This window comes from uncultured Roseivirga sp., assembly GCF_963973945.1.
GTDB lineage: Bacteria > Bacteroidota > Bacteroidia > Cytophagales > Cyclobacteriaceae > Roseivirga.
Window position 1 is genome coordinate 987,822 of the sequence record NZ_CAXBBV010000001.1, and the last position, 21,990, is coordinate 1,009,811.

The following is a 21,990-nucleotide window of genomic DNA, read 5'->3' on the forward strand; positions in this document are numbered from 1 at the left end:
ATACGAGTAACGAGTACTAATAAAAAAAACCGAAGGTTTTATCCTTCGGCTAGGAGCTTCGAAAGACTCATTATGAGTCTTAACAAGCATTTTGAATATTTTATCTAGTCAATACATCTAGATTGAAAGTAATACAATGTTAATGATTCTACCTGAATCAATGTACAGTGTTGTTTCAACAAAATATTTTTATATTGAAAAAGCTTAGTGTTCGCTAAGCCATTTAGAGACCCTTCCAGACTAAAAAAAGAAAGCGACCCGTTAAGGCCGCTTTAAATGTTTTCACAACGGAATAATCCTTATTGTGATTAGCTTTCAAACTGTGTTTGAATGTAGCTGATTATTTTTTGAATAAAAATTTTTTAGTAGAAATAGTATGAAAAGAGTTTTAGGATTGGATTTAGGAACCACGAGCATTGGTTGGGCCTATGTTCACGAAGCAGAAAATGATTCGGAGCAATCGAAGATTATTCAGCTTGGGGTTAGAGTGAACCCATTGTCTACAGATGAAATTACGGACTTCGAAAAGGGGAGGCCACTTTCTATTAATGCAGATCGGACTTTGAAAAGAGGTGCACGTAGAAACTTGCAGCGCTATAAACAGAGAAGAGAAAACCTCATTCAAATTCTGAAGGAGGATTTAAAGTTTGTTTCAGAAGAAACCCCATTAACTGAAATAGGGAGTAAGTCTACCCATGAAACATTACGCCTAAGAGCAAAGGCTGTTAGAGCAAAGCTGGAAAAGCCAGAACTCGCCCGAGTTCTACTTATGATCAATAAGAAACGAGGCTATAAAAGTAGCAGAAAGGCCAAAAATGAGGAAGAAGGCAATTTGATAGATGGAATGACAATTGCCAAACAACTCTATGAACAAGAATTAACCCCAGGCCAGTTTGTTTATGACCTCTTGCTAGAAGGAAAGAAGTATATACCTGATTTTTATCGATCAGACTTGAAAGATGAACTAGATCGGATATGGAATTTCCAGAAGACTTTTTACCCTGAGATTTTAACGGATGATTTCTATAAAATCATTGATGGGCAGGGGAAGCAAAATACCAATAAGTTCTTCAATTCTACTTACGATATCCAAACAGCCAAAAACTCAGGAAAAGACAAAAGGTTACAGCACTATGAATGGCGCTCAAGAGCAGTAGTTGAGCAGTTGCCCATTGAAGAGCTTGCCTATGTAATTGTCGAAATCAATAACAATTTGAACAAATCAAGTGGTTACTTAGGTGCAATAAGCGACAGAAGTAAAGAGTTGTTTTTCAACAATGAAACGGTGGGGCAATACCTTTATAAACAAATTGAAGCTGATCGTCACACCAGCCTAAAGAATCAGGTTTTTTATAGGCAGGATTATCTAGATGAGTTTGAGGTGATTTGGGAAACTCAGAAGCAATATTACTCTGAAATGACTTCTGAATTAAAGGAATTGGTTAGGGATGTTGTTATTTTTTATCAAAGGAGGTTGAAATCACAAAAGCACCTTGTGAGTTTTTGTGAATTTGAAAAGAGCCATAAAGTCTGCCCAAAATCTTCACCACTTTTTCAGCAAGCCAAAATATGGCAGGTGTTGAATAATGTAGAGCTAAAGAATATTCTCACGGAGGAAAAGATAAAGCTGAAAGAAAAACAGGATTGGGCAGAAGAACTTTTCCATGAGCTTAACATTAAAGGAAACTTAACGATTGGTGAGGCATTTAAAGCTTTAGGAGAAAACCCAAAGCATTGGAAATGCAATTTTGAAACTCTTGAGGGTAATCGAACTAATGAGTCGTTTTATAAGGCCTATGCTAAAATAGCTGAAACTCAAGGCCTAGAAATTGACTTTAGTAAAACTGCATCTGAAATTCATGAAACTATAAAATCGGTTCTCCACAGGTTGGGTGTGGATATAAATATCCTGGATTTCGATCCCGAAATGCTCGGAAACGCTTTCGATAAGCAAGCATCGTATCAATTATGGCATTTACTTTATTCGGCTGAAGATGATGGGAAGTTAAAGGATGATTTTGGTGGTATCTATGGTCAAAATGATGTAAAGCTTAAGCGAGCTCTGCATACAAAATTTGGTTTCAAGCCAGAACATACCGCATTTATTACCAATGCTTCTCTACAGCCAGACTATGGAAACCTGAGCACTAGGGCGCTAAAGAAAATCATGCCCTTTCTATCCACTGGATATAACCTTTATGAGGCGGCCAAGGAAGTAGGTTACAATCATTCTTCTTCCCTTAATAAAGATGAATTGGCCACTCGCCTTTTAAATGAAAGACTTGATCTTTTACCCAAGAACAGCCTTCGTAATCCTGTAGTTGAAAAAATACTTAACCAAATGGTCAATTTAGTCAATGCAGTTATTGATGACCCTAAGCTTGGTAAACCTGATGAGGTGAGGATTGAGTTGGCGAGAGAGCTCAAGAAAAGTGCAAAGGAAAGAAGTGAAATGACAAAAGGCATCAATGACTCTAAAGCAGCACATGAAAGATATAGAAAAGTATTGAACGACAAATATGGAATTAAGTACCCTACTAGAAATGACATTATTCGTTACAAGCTTTACTTAGAGCTAGAGCCACTTGGTTTCAAAACACTCTATACAAACACTTATATAGATGAAAGAAAGCTTTTTTCTAAGGAGATAGATATTGAACACATAATTCCAAAGGCAAGGCTTTTTGATGACTCCTTTTCAAACAAAACCTTATCCATTCGTGAAGTAAATATAAAAAAGGGGAATGCTACGGCATTAGATTTCATAGAGTCTAATTATGGAATGGAGGGTCTGGATGACTTTAAATCTAGAGTCGAATTATTACTTAAGCAAGGCAAAATAAGTAGAGGGAAGTATAAAAAACTTCTGATGTCTGAAAGCAAAATCCCTGAAGGCTTTATTGATAGAGATTTAAGAAACTCGCAGTATATCGCAAAAAAAGCCAAGCAGATGCTTGAGGAAACAATTCGAACCGTAAATACCACAACAGGAATCATTACTGATAAGCTTAGAGAAGATTGGGGTATTGTGAATGTTATGAAAGAATTGAATCTGCCAAAGTATAGATCACAAGGCTTAACTGAACAGGTACAACTTAAGGATGGCACTTTTAAGGAGGGAATTATTGACTGGACTAAGAGAAATGATCATAGGCATCATGCCATGGATGCTTTGATTGTCGCGTTTACAACCTACGATCATGTACAGTATCTTAATAACCTAAATGCATCTGGCAATGAGAAAAGCACACTTTACAGCATAAAGAATAAAATCACTTATAAGGACAAGATTGATGGAAAGCGAAAATTCAAGCCTCCAATGGATAGTTTGAGAGCTGAAGCTAAACCTCATTTAGAGAGCATTTTGATTTCTTATAAAGCAAAAAATAAAGTAGCTACCAAAAACAATAACAAGGTTAAGAAGAAGGGAAAGGATAACTACGAAATTAGAACACAATTGACACCCCGTGGACAGCTTCACAAAGAAACGGTTTATGGAAAAATTAATGAATACAAACAGTCAGTGGTTAAGGTTGGGTCTGGATTTGACCGCGAAACTATTCTTAAAGTAACTAAGCCAATTTACAGAGAAGCCTTACTGGCTAGATTGGAAGAGTTTGGAGGCGATCCAAAAAAAGCCTTTGCTGGAAAAAACAGCCCTTCCAAAAACCCTATTTATTTAGACTCACAAAAATCGGTTGCTTTACCCGAAAAGATGAAGATCCAATGGTTAGAAGAAAACTATACCATACGTAAACCTATTGGGCCAGACCTTAAAATTGATAAAGTAATTGATGAAGGTGTCAAGAGGATTCTCCAAAAAAGGTTAGATGAATTTGGAGGAAAGGAAAAGGAAGCATTTGCTGATTTAGAAAAGAACCCCATCTGGTTAAATGAAGAAAAAGGAATTGACATAAAACGTGTCACCATTTCAGGAGTGAAAAACGCTGACCCCTTACATTCCAAACGAGATCATCATGGAAGTGTAATAATAGACTCAGAGGGCAAAGAGATAGCTAATGATTTTATCAGTACAGGGAATAATCATCATGTAGCGATTTACAAAGATGAAAATGGATCCCTTCAAGATAATGTAGTATCGTTTTTTGAGGCTGTTGTTCGAGTTAATGAAGGCCTTCCAATCGTTGATAAAAACTATAATTCTGATAAAGGTTGGCAGTTTATGTTTAGCATGAAACAAAATGAATATTTTGTCTTTCCAGGTGAATATTTTGTTCCCAGAGATACCGATCTGATTAATCCTTCTAATAAAGATGTTATAAGTAAGTACTTGTTTAAGGTTCAGAAGTTTTCAAAGCTTGCTTACGGAAATAGTTTTGTAAGAGAGTATGTTTTCAGGCATCATTTGGAGAGCACACTAAATGATCATAAAGCACTAAAAGAGATTACTTATAAAAATATTAAAAGCCTTGGGTATTTTGATGGAGTATTAAAAGTTCGTTTAAATCATTTAGGGAATATTGTAAAGGTTGGGGAATGAATTAAGTCTTGAATCACCTTTTGGAAAGTTCAAAACTTTCCAAAAGTTAGAATACAGTTGATGTTAGTTATATGCAGCCAGAAAAGCTCTACCATATTTATAATCATGCGAACGGAGCAGAAAACCTTTTTAGGGAGGTGGAGAACTATCGGTATTTCCTGAGGCAATGGGAAAAACATATTCAGCCAGTTGCTTATTCTTTGGCTTATTGTTTAATGCCTAATCATTTCCACTTTTTAATAAAAATCAGAGAACAATTGGAGCTGGAAACAACTTTTGGAAAGTTTCAAACTTTCCAAAAGTTAGAGTACCATTTAAGCAAACAGTTTTCAAACTTCTTCAGCAGTTATACCCAAGCTTACAACAAAAAGTACGGCAGAAAAGGAAGTCTCTTTAGCCCGAATTTTAAAAAGAAGGAAATTGCATCGGACGAATATATTTCAAGAGTGATCGCCTATATCCACCTTAACCCTTTGCATCATAGATTCACCGAAAATTTAGGACAATGGCCTTTCTGCAGTTATTCAGCATACACTGAGAATAAGCCAACTTTACTCCACCTCGACTACGCTTTAGAGTGGTTTGGAGGGAGGGAAGCTCTCATAGAGTTTCACCATAATTATTTAACCAGAACGAGCGAATTAGAAGAAGGCATAAGGTAGGGTTGATGTTCGTGAGTTACTTGAATTTTCCAAGGGTTCAAAACCCTTGGAAAGTTGATATAATAAATAAGCTGCCATGATAAAAAGAACACTCCATTTCGGTAACCCTGCCTACTTAAGTGCTAAGCAACAACAGTTGGTAGTGAAATACCCCAACAACAATGAAGAGCGAAAAATACCAATTGAAGATATTGGCTTGCTGATTTTGGAACACCATCAGGTAACTATCAGTCACTACCTAATCCATTTATTACTTGGAAACAACGTGGCTATTATCACTTGTGATGCTCAACATTTACCTCAGGGTATGATGCTCAACCTAAATGGCCACCATATGCAACAGGCGCATTTTAGTGTGCAGATTGAAGCTAGTCAAGCCCTTCGCGACAGACTTTGGAAACAGACCATAAAGTCTAAAATTCATAATCAGGCCGCTGTTTTATCCCAAAACGGTATTGCTACAGAAAATATGGATCGCTGGGCAAGTAAGGTGCAAAATGGTGATCCCGATAACTTTGAAGCCCGAGCAGCAGCCTATTATTGGAAATCTATTTTTACCGATTTAATCACTGGATTTAAACGCGGACGTTTTGAAGGAGAGCCCAACAACCTGCTTAATTACGGTTATGCCATTTTAAGGGCTATTGTAGCCAGAGGCTTGGTGGCCTCTGGCTTGCTCCCTACTTTGGGCTATCATCATAGCAACCAGTACAACGCCTATTGTTTGGCCGATGACGTGATGGAACCTTACAGGCCTTATGTGGACGAAGTGGTGTTGGAGCTGGTTAGGTCTACGGATGATTACCAAACGCTAAGGCCTGAACTAAAGCATAAACTCTTACAAATTCCTGTTATGGATGTGGTCATTAACGGAAAGCAGAGTCCGTTGATGGTCGCGGTGCAACAGACCACAGCAAGTTTGTACCAATGCTATGCACGTGAGAAGAAAAACATAAAATTTCCAAAAATTGGGTAGTGCTGAACGCTTTAATCAATATAGGGTTATGTGGGTAATGGTGTTTTTTGATTTGCCTACTGAAACTAAAAAGGACACCAAGAACTACCGTAAGTTTGTGGAGGTATTGGAAAAGGATGGTTTTAGTCGCTTTCAGTTTTCTATATTTCTGCGTCACTGCCCAAGTATGGAAAACGCAAAAGTCCATATCAGGCGAATTAAAATGAATCTTCCGCCCAAAGGCCATGTGGGCATTATTCATATTACAGACAAGCAGTTTGGAATGATGGAAGTGTTTATTTCTGCGAAGAAAGAATTAACTCCACAGCCCATTCAACAGTTAGAGCTTTTTTAGCTTTTGGAAAGTTTCAAATTTTCCAAAAGTTGTGATTAACGACCCAGAAAAGACCCTATCTAATCAAAAAAACCTCTAACGATTAAGAAATCGCTAGAAGTTTTTATTTGTAAATCATTACATATCAATGATTTACAACGAGGTATCTTTAGCTAAGATACAGTTTGAAAGCTAATCACAACAGCATTTTCATTTTTAATCTCAAATTCGCTCTTTAGCTAAGATACAGTTTGAAAGCTAATCACAACGCGGAAGCGAGGCAGGAACAACAACTGTATCTTTAGCTAAGATACAGTTTGAAAGCTAATCACAACTTGTGGTGGTTGTTGTTATCTGGTTCCAGACTTTAGCTAAGATACAGTTTGAAAGCTAATCACAACTATTTAGGTAATTGGGATTACGACGATGACCTTTAGCTAAGATACAGTTTGAAAGCTAATCACAACTTGCCAAGCTGTACGAAATTACCCCAGCCGCTTTAGCTAAGATACAGTTTGAAAGCTAATCACAACTAAAAGGATAAACTTTCAATCAAACTCAAACTTTAGCTAAGATACAGTTTGAAAGCTAATCACAACATGATGACAAAAGTCTTGTCGTCATCGCTTCTTTAGCTAAGATACAGTTTGAAAGCTAATCACAACAGTTGGACTATTGTTGCATTTATAATATTACTTTAGCTAAGATACAGTTTGAAAGCTAATCACAACAAGCCTGTAATGATTTTAGAGCAATATGGCCTTTAGCTAAGATACAGTTTGAAAGCTAATCACAACTAGAAACATTTCGCAAATCATCAAATTTTACTTTAGCTAAGATACAGTTTGAAAGCTAATCACAACTTCTATTAGACTTGAAAGATCTTAAATACTCTTTAGCTAAGATACAGTTTGAAAGCTAATCACAACGCTCAAATCCAAATATACGGAATTGATTTTCTTTAGCTAAGATACAGTTTGAAAGCTAATCACAACTGTAACTCTTGAATTTAAGTGGATATAGTTCTTTAGCTAAGATACAGTTTGAAAGCTAATCACAACGAATAGCTATAGCCAACGCTAAAGCCATTGCTTTAGCTAAGATACAGTTTGAAAGCTAATCACAACGAACAGTATGCTTGGGACATCTTCTGGATGCTTTAGCTAAGATACAGTTTGAAAGCTAATCACAACATGAACGTGCCATTGAGATACTGACCAATACTTTAGCTAAGATACAGTTTGAAAGCTAATCACAACAGTTTCCAAAGCGCCTTTCAGCTTAATTTCTTTAGCTAAGATACAGTTTGAAAGCTAATCACAACTCGATCTCATTTTGCTGCACGGTTTGGAATCTTTAGCTAAGATACAGTTTGAAAGCTAATCACAACTTTCCACACTTATTTCTATTTGGTCCTCCTCTTTAGCTAAGATACAGTTTGAAAGCTAATCACAACGTTTCTTTCTTGTTTCCTACATTCTGGAGACTTTAGCTAAGATACAGTTTGAAAGCTAATCACAACTACTTTCTGCACTTTCAATCCAGAGGTTCACTTTAGCTAAGATACAGTTTGAAAGCTAATCACAACCTGTCTACCGTTTCGGTATGGCGAGGACGGCTTTAGCTAAGATACAGTTTGAAAGCTAATCACAACCCTGCCAGTAGAATGCCTCTATTGGTGTGACTTTAGCTAAGATACAGTTTGAAAGCTAATCACAACCAGTGTTAATCACATTAGCCCTACCAGCAGCTTTAGCTAAGATACAGTTTGAAAGCTAATCACAACGGCCGTTATCATCATGGCTTCCAACCTTCTCTTTAGCTAAGATACAGTTTGAAAGCTAATCACAACATAAACGCATACATTATATCAGAATTTATCCTTTAGCTAAGATACAGTTTGAAAGCTAATCACAACAATCTGAATACCTATCCATACTGTCGGTATCTTTAGCTAAGATACAGTTTGAAAGCTAATCACAACTGGCACCATTTTTAAAGCCAATAAAGGCCACTTTAGCTAAGATACAGTTTGAAAGCTAATCACAACGTAGGTGCTCTAATGCTGTTTCTTTGAAAGCTTTAGCTAAGATACAGTTTGAAAGCTAATCACAACGTTTCTTTCAATTACCTTAAACGATTCAATCTTTAGCTAAGATACAGTTTGAAAGCTAATCACAACGTAATCAATAGCTTACTTGTAGCATCGAATCTTTAGCTAAGATACAGTTTGAAAGCTAATCACAACCGCTCTACCTTGCCTTTTATCTCTTTAGCCCTTTAGCTAAGATACAGTTTGAAAGCTAATCACAACAGCAAATGAGAATCATACTCCTACTTATATCTTTAGCTAAGATACAGTTTGAAAGCTAATCACAACATGCTATCAGGCTACCCGAGTGAAATATTACTTTAGCTAAGATACAGTTTGAAAGCTAATCACAACCGGCACCGCTTACCTGGCACGAACCAGACACTTTAGCTAAGATACAGTTTGAAAGCTAATCACAACATAGCCCAGACGCTTACGCAGCCCTTTTTGCTTTAGCTAAGATACAGTTTGAAAGCTAATCACAACTTTGGTTTGTTCGCTTGGTTTGAATTGCCTCTTTAGCTAAGATACAGTTTGAAAGCTAATCACAACAAAAATATCAATCTACTTTGAAACTTGCCTCTTTAGCTAAGATACAGTTTGAAAGCTAATCACAACACCTAAAGCCAGACCAACGCAAGCTTCAAGCTTTAGCTAAGATACAGTTTGAAAGCTAATCACAACCCGACTATTCCGATTATGTCACCGAAAATTCTTTAGCTAAGATACAGTTTGAAAGCTAATCACAACTTAGACTTATTAGCTAACTGCACCAGCTGACTTTAGCTAAGATACAGTTTGAAAGCTAATCACAACACCCGAAGGTTGGGGCTTGATATATGTGAACTTTAGCTAAGATACAGTTTGAAAGCTAATCACAACTACGCCTTGAAAGCACTTCAAAAGCGTAGTCTTTAGCTAAGATACAGTTTGAAAGCTAATCACAACTGCCCGCTTGGGTTAATCCAAACTTCGTCTCTTTAGCTAAGATACAGTTTGAAAGCTAATCACAACACTGCTGAGGATATGTTGAAGAATGGTTTGCTTTAGCTAAGATACAGTTTGAAAGCTAATCACAACAGATAGTTCGTAAACGTCAGTAACAGAGCTCTTTAGCTAAGATACAGTTTGAAAGCTAATCACAACATTCCCTTCATTATCATTAGATGCCGAAGTCTTTAGCTAAGATACAGTTTGAAAGCTAATCACAACGAGGCGGAAGTTACTGCCCATTTGGCTACCCTTTAGCTAAGATACAGTTTGAAAGCTAATCACAACACTATCTCCCCATCAATATCATTCAATACTTTAGCTAAGATACAGTTTGAAAGCTAATCACATGCTTGTATTGAGGCGGTGAACTTATTTTCTGAGATATAGATTTTGAATTAGTCGAGGCCTTTTTTGCACTCCTTTGAAAATTCCCGTAACTATGAATTCTATTAATTGACAGATAAAATATTATGAATATTCAAACTGAATTTGGTCTTGCAGAGGCCCTGAAAAACTTAGGAGTAGCAGCGGAGAATAACGGAACCTCAACAGGATTGCAGTCGCATGGCGGAGATAAGTTTATAGAATCCTACTCTCCAGTAGATGGCGCACTAATAGGCAAAGTAAGTGTAACAACACAAGCTCAGTATGACGAGGTAATCAAAACAGCTCAGGCTGCTTTTAAAGATTGGAGAAACTCTCCAGCACCTTTGAGAGGAGAAATTGTTCGTCAATTCGGTCAGAAATTAAGAGAACATAAGGCCGACTTAGGTAAGCTGGTTTCATATGAAATGGGTAAATCTTACCAAGAAGGTTTAGGCGAAGTACAAGAAATGATCGACATCTGCGATTTTGCAGTAGGTCTTTCTCGTCAGCTACATGGTCTTACCATTAAGTCAGAGCGTCCGCTTCACCATATGCAAGAGCAATATCATCCGCTTGGCATTGTGGGTATTATTTCAGCGTTTAATTTTCCAGTAGCTGTATGGGCTTGGAATACTGCCCTAGCTTGGGTTTGTGGCGATGTATGCGTTTGGAAACCTTCTGAAAAAACACCTTTAACGGGAGTAGCCTGCCAAAATATAATTGCTGGAGTATTAAAGGAGAATAATTTGCCTGAAGGAATCAGCTGTTTAATCAATGGTGATTATAACGTTGGTTCTTGGATGACGAGTGATGAGCGTGTGCCATTAATATCGGCAACAGGTTCAACCCGAATGGGTAAAATAGTTGGCCAAACAGTAGCGGCTCGATTGGGAAAATCTATTCTTGAATTGGGGGGCAACAATGCCATTATTGTAACACCAGATGCTGATATTAAAATGACGGTAATTGGAGCTGTGTTTGGTGCAGTAGGTACAGCAGGCCAAAGATGTACTTCAACCCGCAGATTAATTGTTCACGAAAATATTTATGATAAAGTAAGAGATGCTGTTGTTGGGGCTTACGGACAGTTGAGAATTGGAAACCCTTTGGACGAAAAGAATCACGTTGGGCCAGTTATCGATAAAGATTCAGTAAACAATTATAATAAGGCCATTGAAGCAGCTAAAGCTGAAGGAGGTAAAGTCTTGGTTGAAGGTGGTGTGCTTTCTGGTGAAGGTTATGAAAGCGGCTGTTATGTAAAACCTTGTATTATTGAAGCTGAGAATAGCTTTAAGATTGTTCAATCAGAAACTTTCGCTCCTATACTTTACATCATAAAATATAAGGGCGATGTACACGATGCCATTGCAATTCAGAACGGGGTAGCTCAAGGTTTATCTTCAGCCATTATGACCAACAGTATGCGCGATGCACATCAATTCCTTTCTGCAGTAGGTTCAGACTGCGGAATTGCCAATGTAAATATTGGTACCTCTGGAGCAGAAATTGGAGGTGCATTTGGTGGAGAAAAAGAAACTGGTGGAGGGCGAGAGTCTGGCTCAGATGCTTGGAAAGCCTATATGCGTAGACAAACCAACACATTAAATTATTCTACAGAATTGCCATTAGCGCAAGGAATCAAGTTTGATCTGTAACAGAACATTTTAAAAATTTGAAAGGGGAATTGTTAATCAACAGTTCCTCTTTTTTGTTTGAGTAAACGTTAGGGGTATCATATAACACTGTATAAGCTATTTTTGGTGGGTTTACTTGTCTGGCGATTTATTCTACAACGATTTAAATACAAATCGCTATTCTTTTAGTTTATGTTTTGCCTATATTCAGGCTTCATAACCTAATCATTTTTTGACTTTATATTATGGAGATTTCTGAGTCTGGATATTTGCATATCAAGCAACTTTTAAAACCAGAAGAATTAGAAACTGTTGTGGGATTGGCTACTGTAGGGCGCTTTGTAGATGGTAAGCTAACTGCGGTAGATGCTGCTGCCAGTGTTAAAAGTAATATGCAAATGCCCCAAGAAGGCAGTTTGGAATCACAACAAATTGGAAATATTGTAATGCGGGCTATTGCTCAAAACCCAATTGTTCAGTCCGCAATAATGCCAAAAATGATTTTGCCTCCCATTGTTAGCAAATATCAGCCAGGTATGAATTACGGACTACATGTAGATAGTCCGCTAATGGGTAGCCAATATACCATAAGAACAGATGTGGGCATGACACTATTTCTATCTGATCCAGAAAGCTATGAAGGAGGCGAGTTGGTTATCCATAGTGAAATTGGAGAGGTAAAATACAAGTTGGCCAAGGGTGATGCCATTATTTACCCAACCACAAAGCTGCATAAGGTAAACCCTGTAACTTCTGGAGAGCGATTGGCAGCAGTCACTTGGATGCAGTGTGTTGTAAGAGATTCGCAGAAGAGAGAAATCTTGTTTAAGCTCAAAGCTGCAAATGACGAATTAAGAAGTGCCAACCCAAACGCCTTCTTAAACTTACAACAAGTATATAGTAACCTAATTCGCATGTGGGCAGAGCTTTAGCTACTTGTCAACCTTCGTTGTTCCAAAGAGGAACATTAAAGATTAATTAAAAACAAAAACTAGAATAAAATGCAGACAATTTCTATAGGTATGATGACGCCTACATCAACTATTCGGCCAATGGGCAAAGATTATGATCGGGCGTTTAGAAAATCTATTGAGTCAACTTTAAAGAATACAGATTTTGAGGTAGAGATATTTACTGAGATGATTGGGCAAGGAAGTGTTCAGAAAATTGAAGAAGCGCTTGATAAATTTTTTGGTTTTCATGATGTAGACTGTGTGACCGGCATTATGTCTCAAGCAGGAATTCAAAACCTTACCGAAAAATTCGACAAAAAAGAAAAGCCCCTTGTATGTAGTAACCTAGGAGAGCATTTTCCTTTGTTGGACTCAGAGAGTAAATGTGTTTTTCAAAACTCTATACATTTATGGCAGCAAGCGTGGAATCTAGGATACTATGCAGGTTCAGAATTAGGAAGCCGTGGGTCTGTAATTGCTGCAGTTTATGATTCAGGTTATGCTTTTTTGCCAGCTTTTCAGTTTGGACTACTTTTCGCTAACCCTAATGCATTTTTAGACATTAAGCTTTTAGAGATGCCAGTAGGTGGTGGTCTCTCTGATGTGAAATCTATCTTTGATACTGTAGACTGGGATGGTTCAGATTTCGTTTTTCCGCTTTTTTGTGGAGAAGAAGCTACTATTTTTTTGAAAGAATTTAAGGATAGGGGACTTAATGAAAAAACCCAACTTCTTGGTTTACCTTTTTTATTAGAGCGAGGAACAGAAGACCTTTCAGGAATAAGTGTTTATACTTCCTCAGAATCATATAATGAACAAACCCCTGATCCTTACTGTAAAGATGTTTTTGCCATGTTGGGCAACAGGGCTGGTAAAGCAATTGGTAAGGCCATAATTAAAGATAATGGTAGCCCAAAGATTGAAACCTTAAACCAAGTTTTAAGAAGTGAAGGGAATAGTCTCTATCAGCTTTGCGAGTCTCCGCGTTTTTTAGGCCCAATTCATATACTGAAGAATACCTTTGGTAGCGGAGACAGCTTTTCTACCGAAAGACTAAAAGAACAAGAATACAATATAAGTGAAGATAATCAATTAAACGAGTTGAGAAGAGGAGTTAACTCAAGTTGGATCAATCCATATTTAGGTATTTAGGTATGAGGATTTTCGTTCTTTGTAATTCCGACTTGTTGGCATTACCAATGTTGAACTCACTAAAAGAACGCGGCATGTTGGTGGGGGTAGGCATTGTAAAGGAAAATGTTAATAGCTTAATGCCAGCTTTAAATAGCTTAGGTATTCAAACAAAAGATTGCTTAGTGCTCGACAGAGCATCTTGGGTAATACGGCTAAAAGATACTTTGTTGGAAAATAAAGTAGATACGATTTGGGTACTGACTTTTCCATGGCTATTGCCTGCGAGCCTTCTTGAAGTTCCACCTAAAGGGTTTATCAACTTTCACTTTGGACTGTTACCAAAATATAGAGGAATAGACCCTGTGTTCTGGCAGATTAAAAATCAAGAAAAATCAGGTGGAATAACCGTTCATTTAATGACCGAGGAAGTAGATTCAGGCCCAGTTATCTATCAGGAGCAAACCATGTTAATGCCAGGTGAGAATTACGGACTGCACTGCCAACGTATTGGTGGGCTTGCACCTTCCTTGATGGATAAGGTTTTAGGTGCTTTAATGGACGAAAACCAGCAATATCAAGAACTTGAAAAAGTAGAAAAGCATTTTGATTGGAAGCCAAAAAGGGAAGACCTCACAATTGATTGGCAAACACAAACAGCAGAAAACATAGAGTATCTAGTAAATGCAACAAACCCTAAGTACGGAGGAGCACAGACTGCCATGGGGCAATTTGAATTAAGGATTTTGGAAGTTACTCCTGTAACTATGGAAACAAAAATAGAGGCTGAGCCAGGTCAAATTGTTTATGCAGATGTTATATATGGCCTGGTGGTGGCTTGTTTTGGTGGAGATTTTTTAAGAATAACGATTGCTAAAACTTCAGAGGGCTACATGTCTGGTGTGAGGTTGTTTAACCTCGGTTTTGTAAAGGGACATAAGTTCGGGTAGTATAATTAAATAGGTTTAGTTCATTTGGTTGTATTGGATAATGATATACATATTAAAGAACATTGCAATTAACCATTCAAATAGGTATTACCCATAGCTAAAACTTTCTTAACAAAAAAAATACACTCGTTTCAGGTTAAATACTAATAAAATTCATAGATTAAGAGTCAAATTAGAAATGCTTAATATTTTTTTAAATCACACATTTTAAAACTATGGAAGGTTACATTGGAGAAATTAGAGGATTTGGAGCTGGCTGGGCACCTCGAAACTGGTCTACATGCCAAGGTCAACTATTGGCTATTTCATCGAATACAGCTTTGTTTTCAATCATCGGTTGTGAATATGGAGGCGACTGCCGCACTACATTTGCATTGCCAGACTTAAGAGGTAGAGCCCCAATTGGGCAAGGTACTGGGCCTGGACTTACACCACGAGTAATGTCGCAAAGATCGGGACAAGAGTATGTTACTCTAACTCAATTGGAGATGCCGATACACACTCATGCGGCTAATACAACAGAAATGCAAGGTTCAGTAGTAGTTTCTGCAAAAGATGGAGCTGCGACAACAGATACCCCTACTGCTGGTCTTTCATTAGCAAAAGCCAATACAGAAGTTAACTTTGCGCCAACACCTACCAAGATTTATGGTAATGCTGGCACTGATGTAGCACTCAGTTCAGGAAATGCAGTAATTCCTGCGGGTCGACCTGTAACTGTAGGGAATGCTGGAGGAAGTCAATCGCATAATAACATGCAGCCTTTTTTAGTAATTAATTGGATAATATGCTTGTTTGGTATTTTCCCATCTAGAAATTAAAGTAATATATAGTTTTATTTAAAAAATAATGTATTGAAAAAATGATGCCTGTTTTTTTGGGTGTCATTTTTTTTTATCTTTTCATTTGTTTAGACTAGATTGCGTAATTAACCTAAGAGTTTTAGTAAGATGAAGGAATATGACTTTGTGAAAAAAGGAGCAATCTTTTGTAATAAATTAAATTGTTTATTGCTGGTTCTTGGTTTTTTTACCTGTTTGAACTTACAAGCTCAAGTCACTACAGGTAGTACTATCACTTTTGAAGCGGGTGCTCCCAGACAGCTTACTGGAGCATCGACCAACCCAAGTGTTGCCAATATTGATGGTCACAACCTTGGGGTTTCTGCTGTAACTGCTGGTGATATTGTTAATATTACTATAAACAATACTTTTACTGGAATTTCTGGAGGAACAGACTTAGCTGTTATAATGACTGCAACTGGTACAAACGTTACTTCTTTTTCATTTAAGTCGGATAATGCAGCAAATAATTTTGGAGTAACAAGCTTTGCTTTTGCAGTAGCTACAGGGACAACTCAAAATATTACAGTACAAGGATATGACGGTGGTAGTCCTGTTTCTGGAGCTATTACTAAAACCATAGTTTCGCCTGGTGAAACTAACTTTACTATTTCGTCAGGAGATATTTCTGGTTCTTCAGGTTGGAGCAATATTGATGAGATAAGAATGACCATGAACACACCAGCACCTGCTAACTTTGCAATAGATGATGTTTTGCTTACTGCCGCTGCTGCTTCCAACACCGCCCCTACTATTGGAGGTGCTTCAGCAGGTCAGAACGTAAATGACAATGCGACAATTTCTCCGTTTTCGGGAATTACCATAACCGATGCCGATGGTGATAATGTTACTGCTACCATTACCTTGGATAATAATGCCAAAGGAGTGATTACAGGAGCTGATGGTGGAGCTGGCCCCTATACAATGACTAGCAAAACAGCTGCTGCTATGCAAACAGCACTGAGAGCCTTGGTATTTAACCCAACAGACAATAGAACATCAACATCAGAAACAACCACTTTTACCGTTGTGGTGAATGACGGTACGGTCGATGCTACCAATAATACTACCACAGTAGTATCGAGTGCGGTGGCACCAGTAATTTCTCAGGTAACTCCTGTAGCAACCCCAACCAACGATAATACTCCAAATTATACTTTTACAACTAACGAAACAGGAACATTCTCTTTAGGAGGTAGCTGTGGAACAAGTACGTCAACAACGATATCTGGTACTGGCAACCAAACAATTACATTAACACAAACAAATAATTCATCTGCGTTGGCAGATGGTACTTACAGCAACTGTACAGTTACGGTAACAGACGCAGGGGGAAAAGCTTCATCTCCGCTGTCAATTACTAGCTTTACAGTAGATACCCAAGCTCCTACAACCCCAGGTACGCCAGACCTGATTGGCGGTTTTGACTCTGGTACTTCCAGTACAGACAATATTACATCTGTTACCCAACCAAGGTTTGCTGGTACAGGAATTGAAGTTGGTGTAACCATAAAAATATCCTCTTCAATCAATGGATTGGTAGGTACAACAACTACCAATGTTGGCGGCTCTTACAGTTATATCATTACGGGAACCCTCTCTGAAGGAACACATAATATTACCGTTACAGCTACAGATGCTGCAGGTAATGAGAGTTCATCTTCTTCTGCTTTATCGGTTGTTGTAGATACCTCAGCTCCAACCCTAAGCTCAAGCAGTCCTGCTGACGATGCAACTGGGGTAAATACAAGTGGAAATATTACCCTTACATTTAATGAAAATATAGCCTTTGGAACAGGGAATATAGAAGTAATTGACGAGACGAATGGTTCGAATTCTTTCACAATAGATGCAGCTTCTCCAGGTACTCAAGCCTCAATTAGTGGAGCGGTACTGACCATCAATCCAAGTAGCAATTTGGATTTATCATCCAATTACTCTGTTAGAATTGCCGCCACAGCTATTGATGATATCGCTGGCAATAGTTATGCAGGAATCACAAACGGTACAGTCTTGAACTTCGGAACAAATAACGCTCCAACGGTAACCGTAAATACTGGCCTAACCTTAAACGAAGGGGCCACAGAACTTATTGATTCAGGGAAGTTAAACGCCAGCGATACAGAGGGAGGAACACTTACTTTTACGATTACAACGGCCACTACCAAAGGCACCCTGTTTATAGATACTAACCCAAGCAATACTTTTAATGCTGGAGATACTGAACTTGTATTGAATGCCACTTTCACTAAAAACGATCTTGACAGTGATAGAATCAGGTATGTCAGTACAACCGACAATGATATTTCAGATAGTTTTGTTTTCAAAGTGGCTGATCCAGATGGCGGAGAGTTAACGAATCAGACCTTTAATATTACGATTACCCCAGTGAATGATGCGCCAACCGCTACTGGTATTCCTACTGATATTGTTGTAATTGAAGATATTGCTTCAAACTTCGACCTTTCATCAGTAACCTTTGCCGACCCTGAGGATAACCAGTTAACAGTAACTATTGTTGTTTCAGCAGGTAGTTTTGGTTCACCAGTCGATGGTGCCGCAGTAGGAGCGGGAGTAGTCGAAACATTAGTGAACGCTACTACTATCACCCTTGTAGGTTCTCCAGCAGATATTAATACTTACCTAGATACCCCCGCAAATATAAAATATACAGGAGCTTCCAATGTAAATGGAGCAGATGCCGCTACCTATACGATCAATGCCAATGACGGTACAGTAAATCCGCAAGTGGGTTCAGGAAATATAGATATTACAGCAGTAAACGATGAGCCATCGTTCACTATTGGTGTTAACACAACTGTAGCCCAAAACGCAGGTGCTCAAACTGTAAATGGCTTTATCTCTGTGTTTGATGATGGTGATCCTGAAGTTGCACAGACGTTATCCTTCAATGTGGCCAATAACAATAATGGACTGTTTACTGTTCAACCAGCCATAAGCGCCACTGGAGTATTGACCTTTACACCAGATGCAACGAAGTTTGGAAAAGCTGTAGTTACTGTTTCCATTCAAGATAATGGAGCTAATGGAGGGAATGACGATAATATTTCAGCCAATCAAACTTTTAATATTTATGTCACCCCTATAAGTATAAAAATTAATGAAGCTCACCCAAGTGCGGTTTCTACATCTGAGTTTGTTGAAATATATGATGGAGGCGCTGGTAATACGGATATTACTGGACTTGTACTTGTAATGTTCAATGGAGGTGATGACTTAGCCTATAAAGATGTTTCACCTACTGGATCAACGGACGGCACGGGTTTTTATGTAATAGGTGATGCTGGGGTTACCAATCTAGACTTGTCATGGGGGGCATTTGATCTTCAAAACGGCCCAGATGCAATTGCACTTTATGTGGGAGCCGAGTCAGACTTTACATCTGCATCTCCCCCAACAACAGATGGCCTTGTGGATGTTCTTTTTTATGGGTCTTCTGATGATGCTACCCTGAGAGCAGCTTTGGGTAACTCAGCTTTAATTGCCGCAGGAGATGGTTCTAACTCGTTATCTCGCTCGCCAGATGGTACGGGAGGATTCTTAGTTCAGGCTTCTACTCCTGGGGCTATCAATGACGTAACCGCTCCAACAGTAACGAGCGTTTCTGGCCCAGCGAATGCAACATATATTGCCAATCAGAATTTGGATTTCACAGTCAATTTTTCTGAGAACGTAACCGTAGTAACAACAGGCGGAACTCCTCAATTGGCAGTAACAATAGGTTCTACCACCCGTCAGGCAACATATCAGAGCGGTTCAGGAACAAGTGCCTTACTGTTTAGATATGTTGTACAATCAGGCGAATTGGATACCGATGGTATAGTGCTTGGAAACTTAGTAACCAATGGCGGAACCCTTCAAGATGCAGCTGGCAACAACGCAACACTAACTTTAAATAGTGTAGGAGTGACAACGAGTATTTTGGTAGATTCGTCAGCTCCAACAGTAACGAGCGTTTCCGTCCCAGCGAACGCAACATATATTGCCAATCAGAATTTGGATTTCACAGTCAATTTTTCTGAGAATGTAACAGTAGTAACTACAGGCGGAACTCCACAACTAGCAATTACTATTGGGTCTACTACGCGTCAAGCAACTTATCAAAGTGGCTCAGGCACTCAAGCTTTGCTTTTCCGTTATACGGTAGTATCAGGTGAATTGGATACCGATGGTATAGTGGTTGGAAACTTAGTAACCAATGGCGGAACCCTTCAAGATGCAGCTGGCAACAACGCAACACTAACTTTAAATAGTGTAGGAGTGACAACGAGTATTTTGGTAGATTCGTCAGCTCCAACAGTAACGAGCGTTTCCGTCCCAGCGAACGCAACATATATTGCCAATCAGAATTTGGATTTCACAGTCAATTTTTCTGAGAATGTAACAGTAGTAACTACAGGCGGAACTCCACAACTAGCAATTACTATTGGGTCTACTACGCGTCAAGCAACTTATCAAAGTGGCTCAGGCACTCAAGCTTTGCTTTTCCGTTATACGGTAGTATCAGGTGAATTGGATACCGATGGTATAGTGGTTGGGAATTTAATAGCTAATGGCGGAACTCTAAAGGATGCAGCCGGTAACAATGCAACACTCACCTTAAATAGTGTTGGAGCGACAACGAGTGTTTTGGTAGACTCGTCTGCCCCAACCATTACCAGCTTAGGTTTAGCAAACAGCAATGCCTTTATCGAAATATTCTTGAATGAAGGTGTTTTCAATACCAATGGAGGGAGTGGAGCATTGGAGATCAGTGATATTGCCATTTCGATTTCTGGTGGAACGGCTACCAATCCAGTAATAACCAGCTTGAAAAAGGTCGATGGAACCACAGACTTAACAGGAGGGGAAAATATTATTAGAGTTACTTTCACTACCACAGGAGTAGCCGATGGTTCGGAAGTTGTAAAAATTGATTTTGCAGATGGAAGCTCAGTTTTCGATGCAGCAGGTAATGCAGCAAGTGCAACTCAAAGCAATAACACCAGAACTTTAAATGACCTAATCAAGCCTAACATTACAGGCGTTAGTTTAGCGGCAGACAACTCTTATATTGATGTTACCTTCAACGAAGGAGTATATGAAGACAATTGTACGGGAGGTGGTTTGCAAGCAAGTGATTTTAATCTTTCAATAAGCAATGGAACAGCAACTACTCCAGTCATTTCAAGCGTAAAGAAGAATGATAATACGGCAGAAGGTTCAGCTACAGCCCTAACTGGCGGAGAAACTGTGGTCAGAATTTTCTTTAGTGTAACAGGTACACCTGATGGTGCTGAAACGCTAGAGGTAGATCTTCAGGCAAATGCGGTGTTTGATGCTAATGGATTGGCCGCAGAGGCTAATCAAAACACTAATAACACAGCAGCCCTCAATGATAAAGTTGTGCCAACTGTTTTAGAAGTAACCTCGAATGCTACCAATGGAACCTTCAAAGTTGGGGACAACATTAATATATATGTTCAATACAGTGAAGAGGTATTAGTAACAGGTACCCCGCAGTTAGAATTAGAAACAGGAACTACTGATAGAACCATTAACTATGTAGATAGAAGTGTATCTACCCTACGTTTCGTATATACTGTTCAAGCAGGTGATGTGAGTGCAGATTTAGATGTTACGAGCTCAACTGCCCTTAGCTTGAATGGCGGAACAATAAAAGATGCAGCAGGAAACAATGCTAGCCTCACAGTACAGCAAGGAGCTACAGGAGGTTCTCTGGCATCTAACAAAGCCATAGTGATTGATGGAGTTGTCCCAACGATTACCAGTGTAAGTGTGCCGGCAGACGGTATATATAAAACGGGTTCTACATTTACATTTACAGTAACAGTAAGCGAAAGCGTTGTGGTAACGAATACGCCACAATTGCCACTGGACATAGGAGGAGTTACCCGACAAGCCACCTATCAGCCAGGGCTATCTACTACTACCTTGCTTAGGTTTCAATACACAGTTCAAAGTGGAGATTTAGACCCTACTGACGGTATTAGTTTAGGAGCATCTTTAGACCTCAATACCACTGGAACAATTAAAGATGGTGCAGGTAATAATTTGGTTTTAACCTTACCAATAGTGCCCTCTACCGCAGCTGTATTGGTAGATGGCGTTGTGCCAACGGTGACGAACGTGACGAGTAGCACTGCAGACGGAACCTATAAGATAGGTGACCAAGTAAATGTTCAGGTAGTATTTAGTGAGGTTATCTATGTTAATACGATTAATCAAATTCAGCTTCAATTAGAGACAGGAACCTTGGATTATTACATTGCAGCTGTCTCAGGAAGCGGTACTAACACTTTGAATTTTACATATACTGTTCAGGCAGGTACAGAAAGTGCGGATTTAGACTATAAAGCAACGAACTCTTTGGATATTTCTTTAAGTGGAACGGCTAGGGATGCAGCAGGTAATGATGCAGTTTTAACCTTGCCAGCCCCGGGGGCAGCCAATTCATTGGGAGCGAATAAAGCGATAGTGATTGACGGAGTCGCCCCAGTTATCACCTCAGTAAGTTCAGTGAAGGTTGATGGCAGTTATGGATTAGGAGAATCGA

The 21,990-nt window shown here is 38.8% G+C and carries 10 protein-coding genes and 1 CRISPR repeat array; all 10 genes read left to right on the forward strand.

The genetic code is table 11. The features are described 5' to 3' along the window. Positions 1 to 376: 376 nt before the first annotated feature. A complete protein-coding gene (gene cas9, locus AAC026_RS04285) occupies positions 377 to 4,501 on the forward strand; it encodes a type II CRISPR RNA-guided endonuclease Cas9 (protein ID WP_339695284.1) in 4,125 nt (1,374 codons plus the stop codon). Positions 4,502 to 4,572: 71 nt separating this feature from the next. Further along, complete coding sequence (locus tag AAC026_RS04290) at positions 4,573 to 5,163, forward strand: hypothetical protein (RefSeq protein ID WP_339695285.1); 591 nt, start codon at positions 4,573 to 4,575, stop codon at positions 5,161 to 5,163. A 76-nt stretch (positions 5,164 to 5,239) separates the two neighbouring features. Beyond that, entirely contained in the window at positions 5,240 to 6,139 is a 900-nt protein-coding gene (gene cas1 / locus AAC026_RS04295) for a type II CRISPR-associated endonuclease Cas1 (protein WP_339695286.1), read from the forward strand. Then, positions 6,132 to 6,473 carry a CRISPR-associated endonuclease Cas2 gene (gene cas2, locus AAC026_RS04300; protein ID WP_339695288.1) on the forward strand — a complete coding sequence of 114 codons (342 nt, stop codon included), beginning with the start codon at positions 6,132 to 6,134 and terminating at the stop codon, positions 6,471 to 6,473. Before cas1 ends, cas2 begins: the two co-directional genes overlap by 8 nt. Positions 6,474 to 6,619: 146 nt before the next feature. Next, positions 6,620 to 9,886: direct repeats of the CRISPR family, unit length 36 nt; unit sequence CTTTAGCTAAGATACAGTTTGAAAGCTAATCACAAC. A 121-nt stretch (positions 9,887 to 10,007) separates the two neighbouring features. Next, positions 10,008 to 11,558 (forward strand): aldehyde dehydrogenase family protein, encoded by a 1,551-nt coding sequence (locus AAC026_RS04305; protein ID WP_339695290.1) that lies wholly within the window; start codon positions 10,008 to 10,010, stop codon positions 11,556 to 11,558. A gap of 224 nt (positions 11,559 to 11,782) precedes the next feature. Next, positions 11,783 to 12,469 carry a Fe2+-dependent dioxygenase gene (locus AAC026_RS04310; protein WP_339695292.1) on the forward strand — a complete coding sequence of 229 codons (687 nt, stop codon included), beginning with the start codon at positions 11,783 to 11,785 and terminating at the stop codon, positions 12,467 to 12,469. A gap of 69 nt (positions 12,470 to 12,538) precedes the next feature. After that, on the forward strand, positions 12,539 to 13,642 hold the full coding sequence (locus AAC026_RS04315; RefSeq protein ID WP_339695294.1) for an ABC transporter substrate-binding protein: 1,104 nt from the start codon (positions 12,539 to 12,541) through the stop codon (positions 13,640 to 13,642). A 2-nt stretch (positions 13,643 to 13,644) separates the two neighbouring features. Continuing rightward, the gene (locus AAC026_RS04320) at positions 13,645 to 14,571 is read left to right on the forward strand and encodes a formyltransferase family protein (RefSeq protein ID WP_339695296.1); all 927 of its coding nucleotides are present in this window, start codon (positions 13,645 to 13,647) and stop codon (positions 14,569 to 14,571) included. A 215-nt stretch (positions 14,572 to 14,786) separates the two neighbouring features. Next, entirely contained in the window at positions 14,787 to 15,392 is a 606-nt protein-coding gene (locus tag AAC026_RS04325) for a tail fiber protein (protein WP_339695298.1), read from the forward strand. Between the two features lie 216 nt (positions 15,393 to 15,608). Next, on the forward strand, positions 15,609 to 21,990 hold a 6,382-nt coding region (locus AAC026_RS04330), incomplete at its 3' end, for an Ig-like domain-containing protein (protein WP_339695300.1).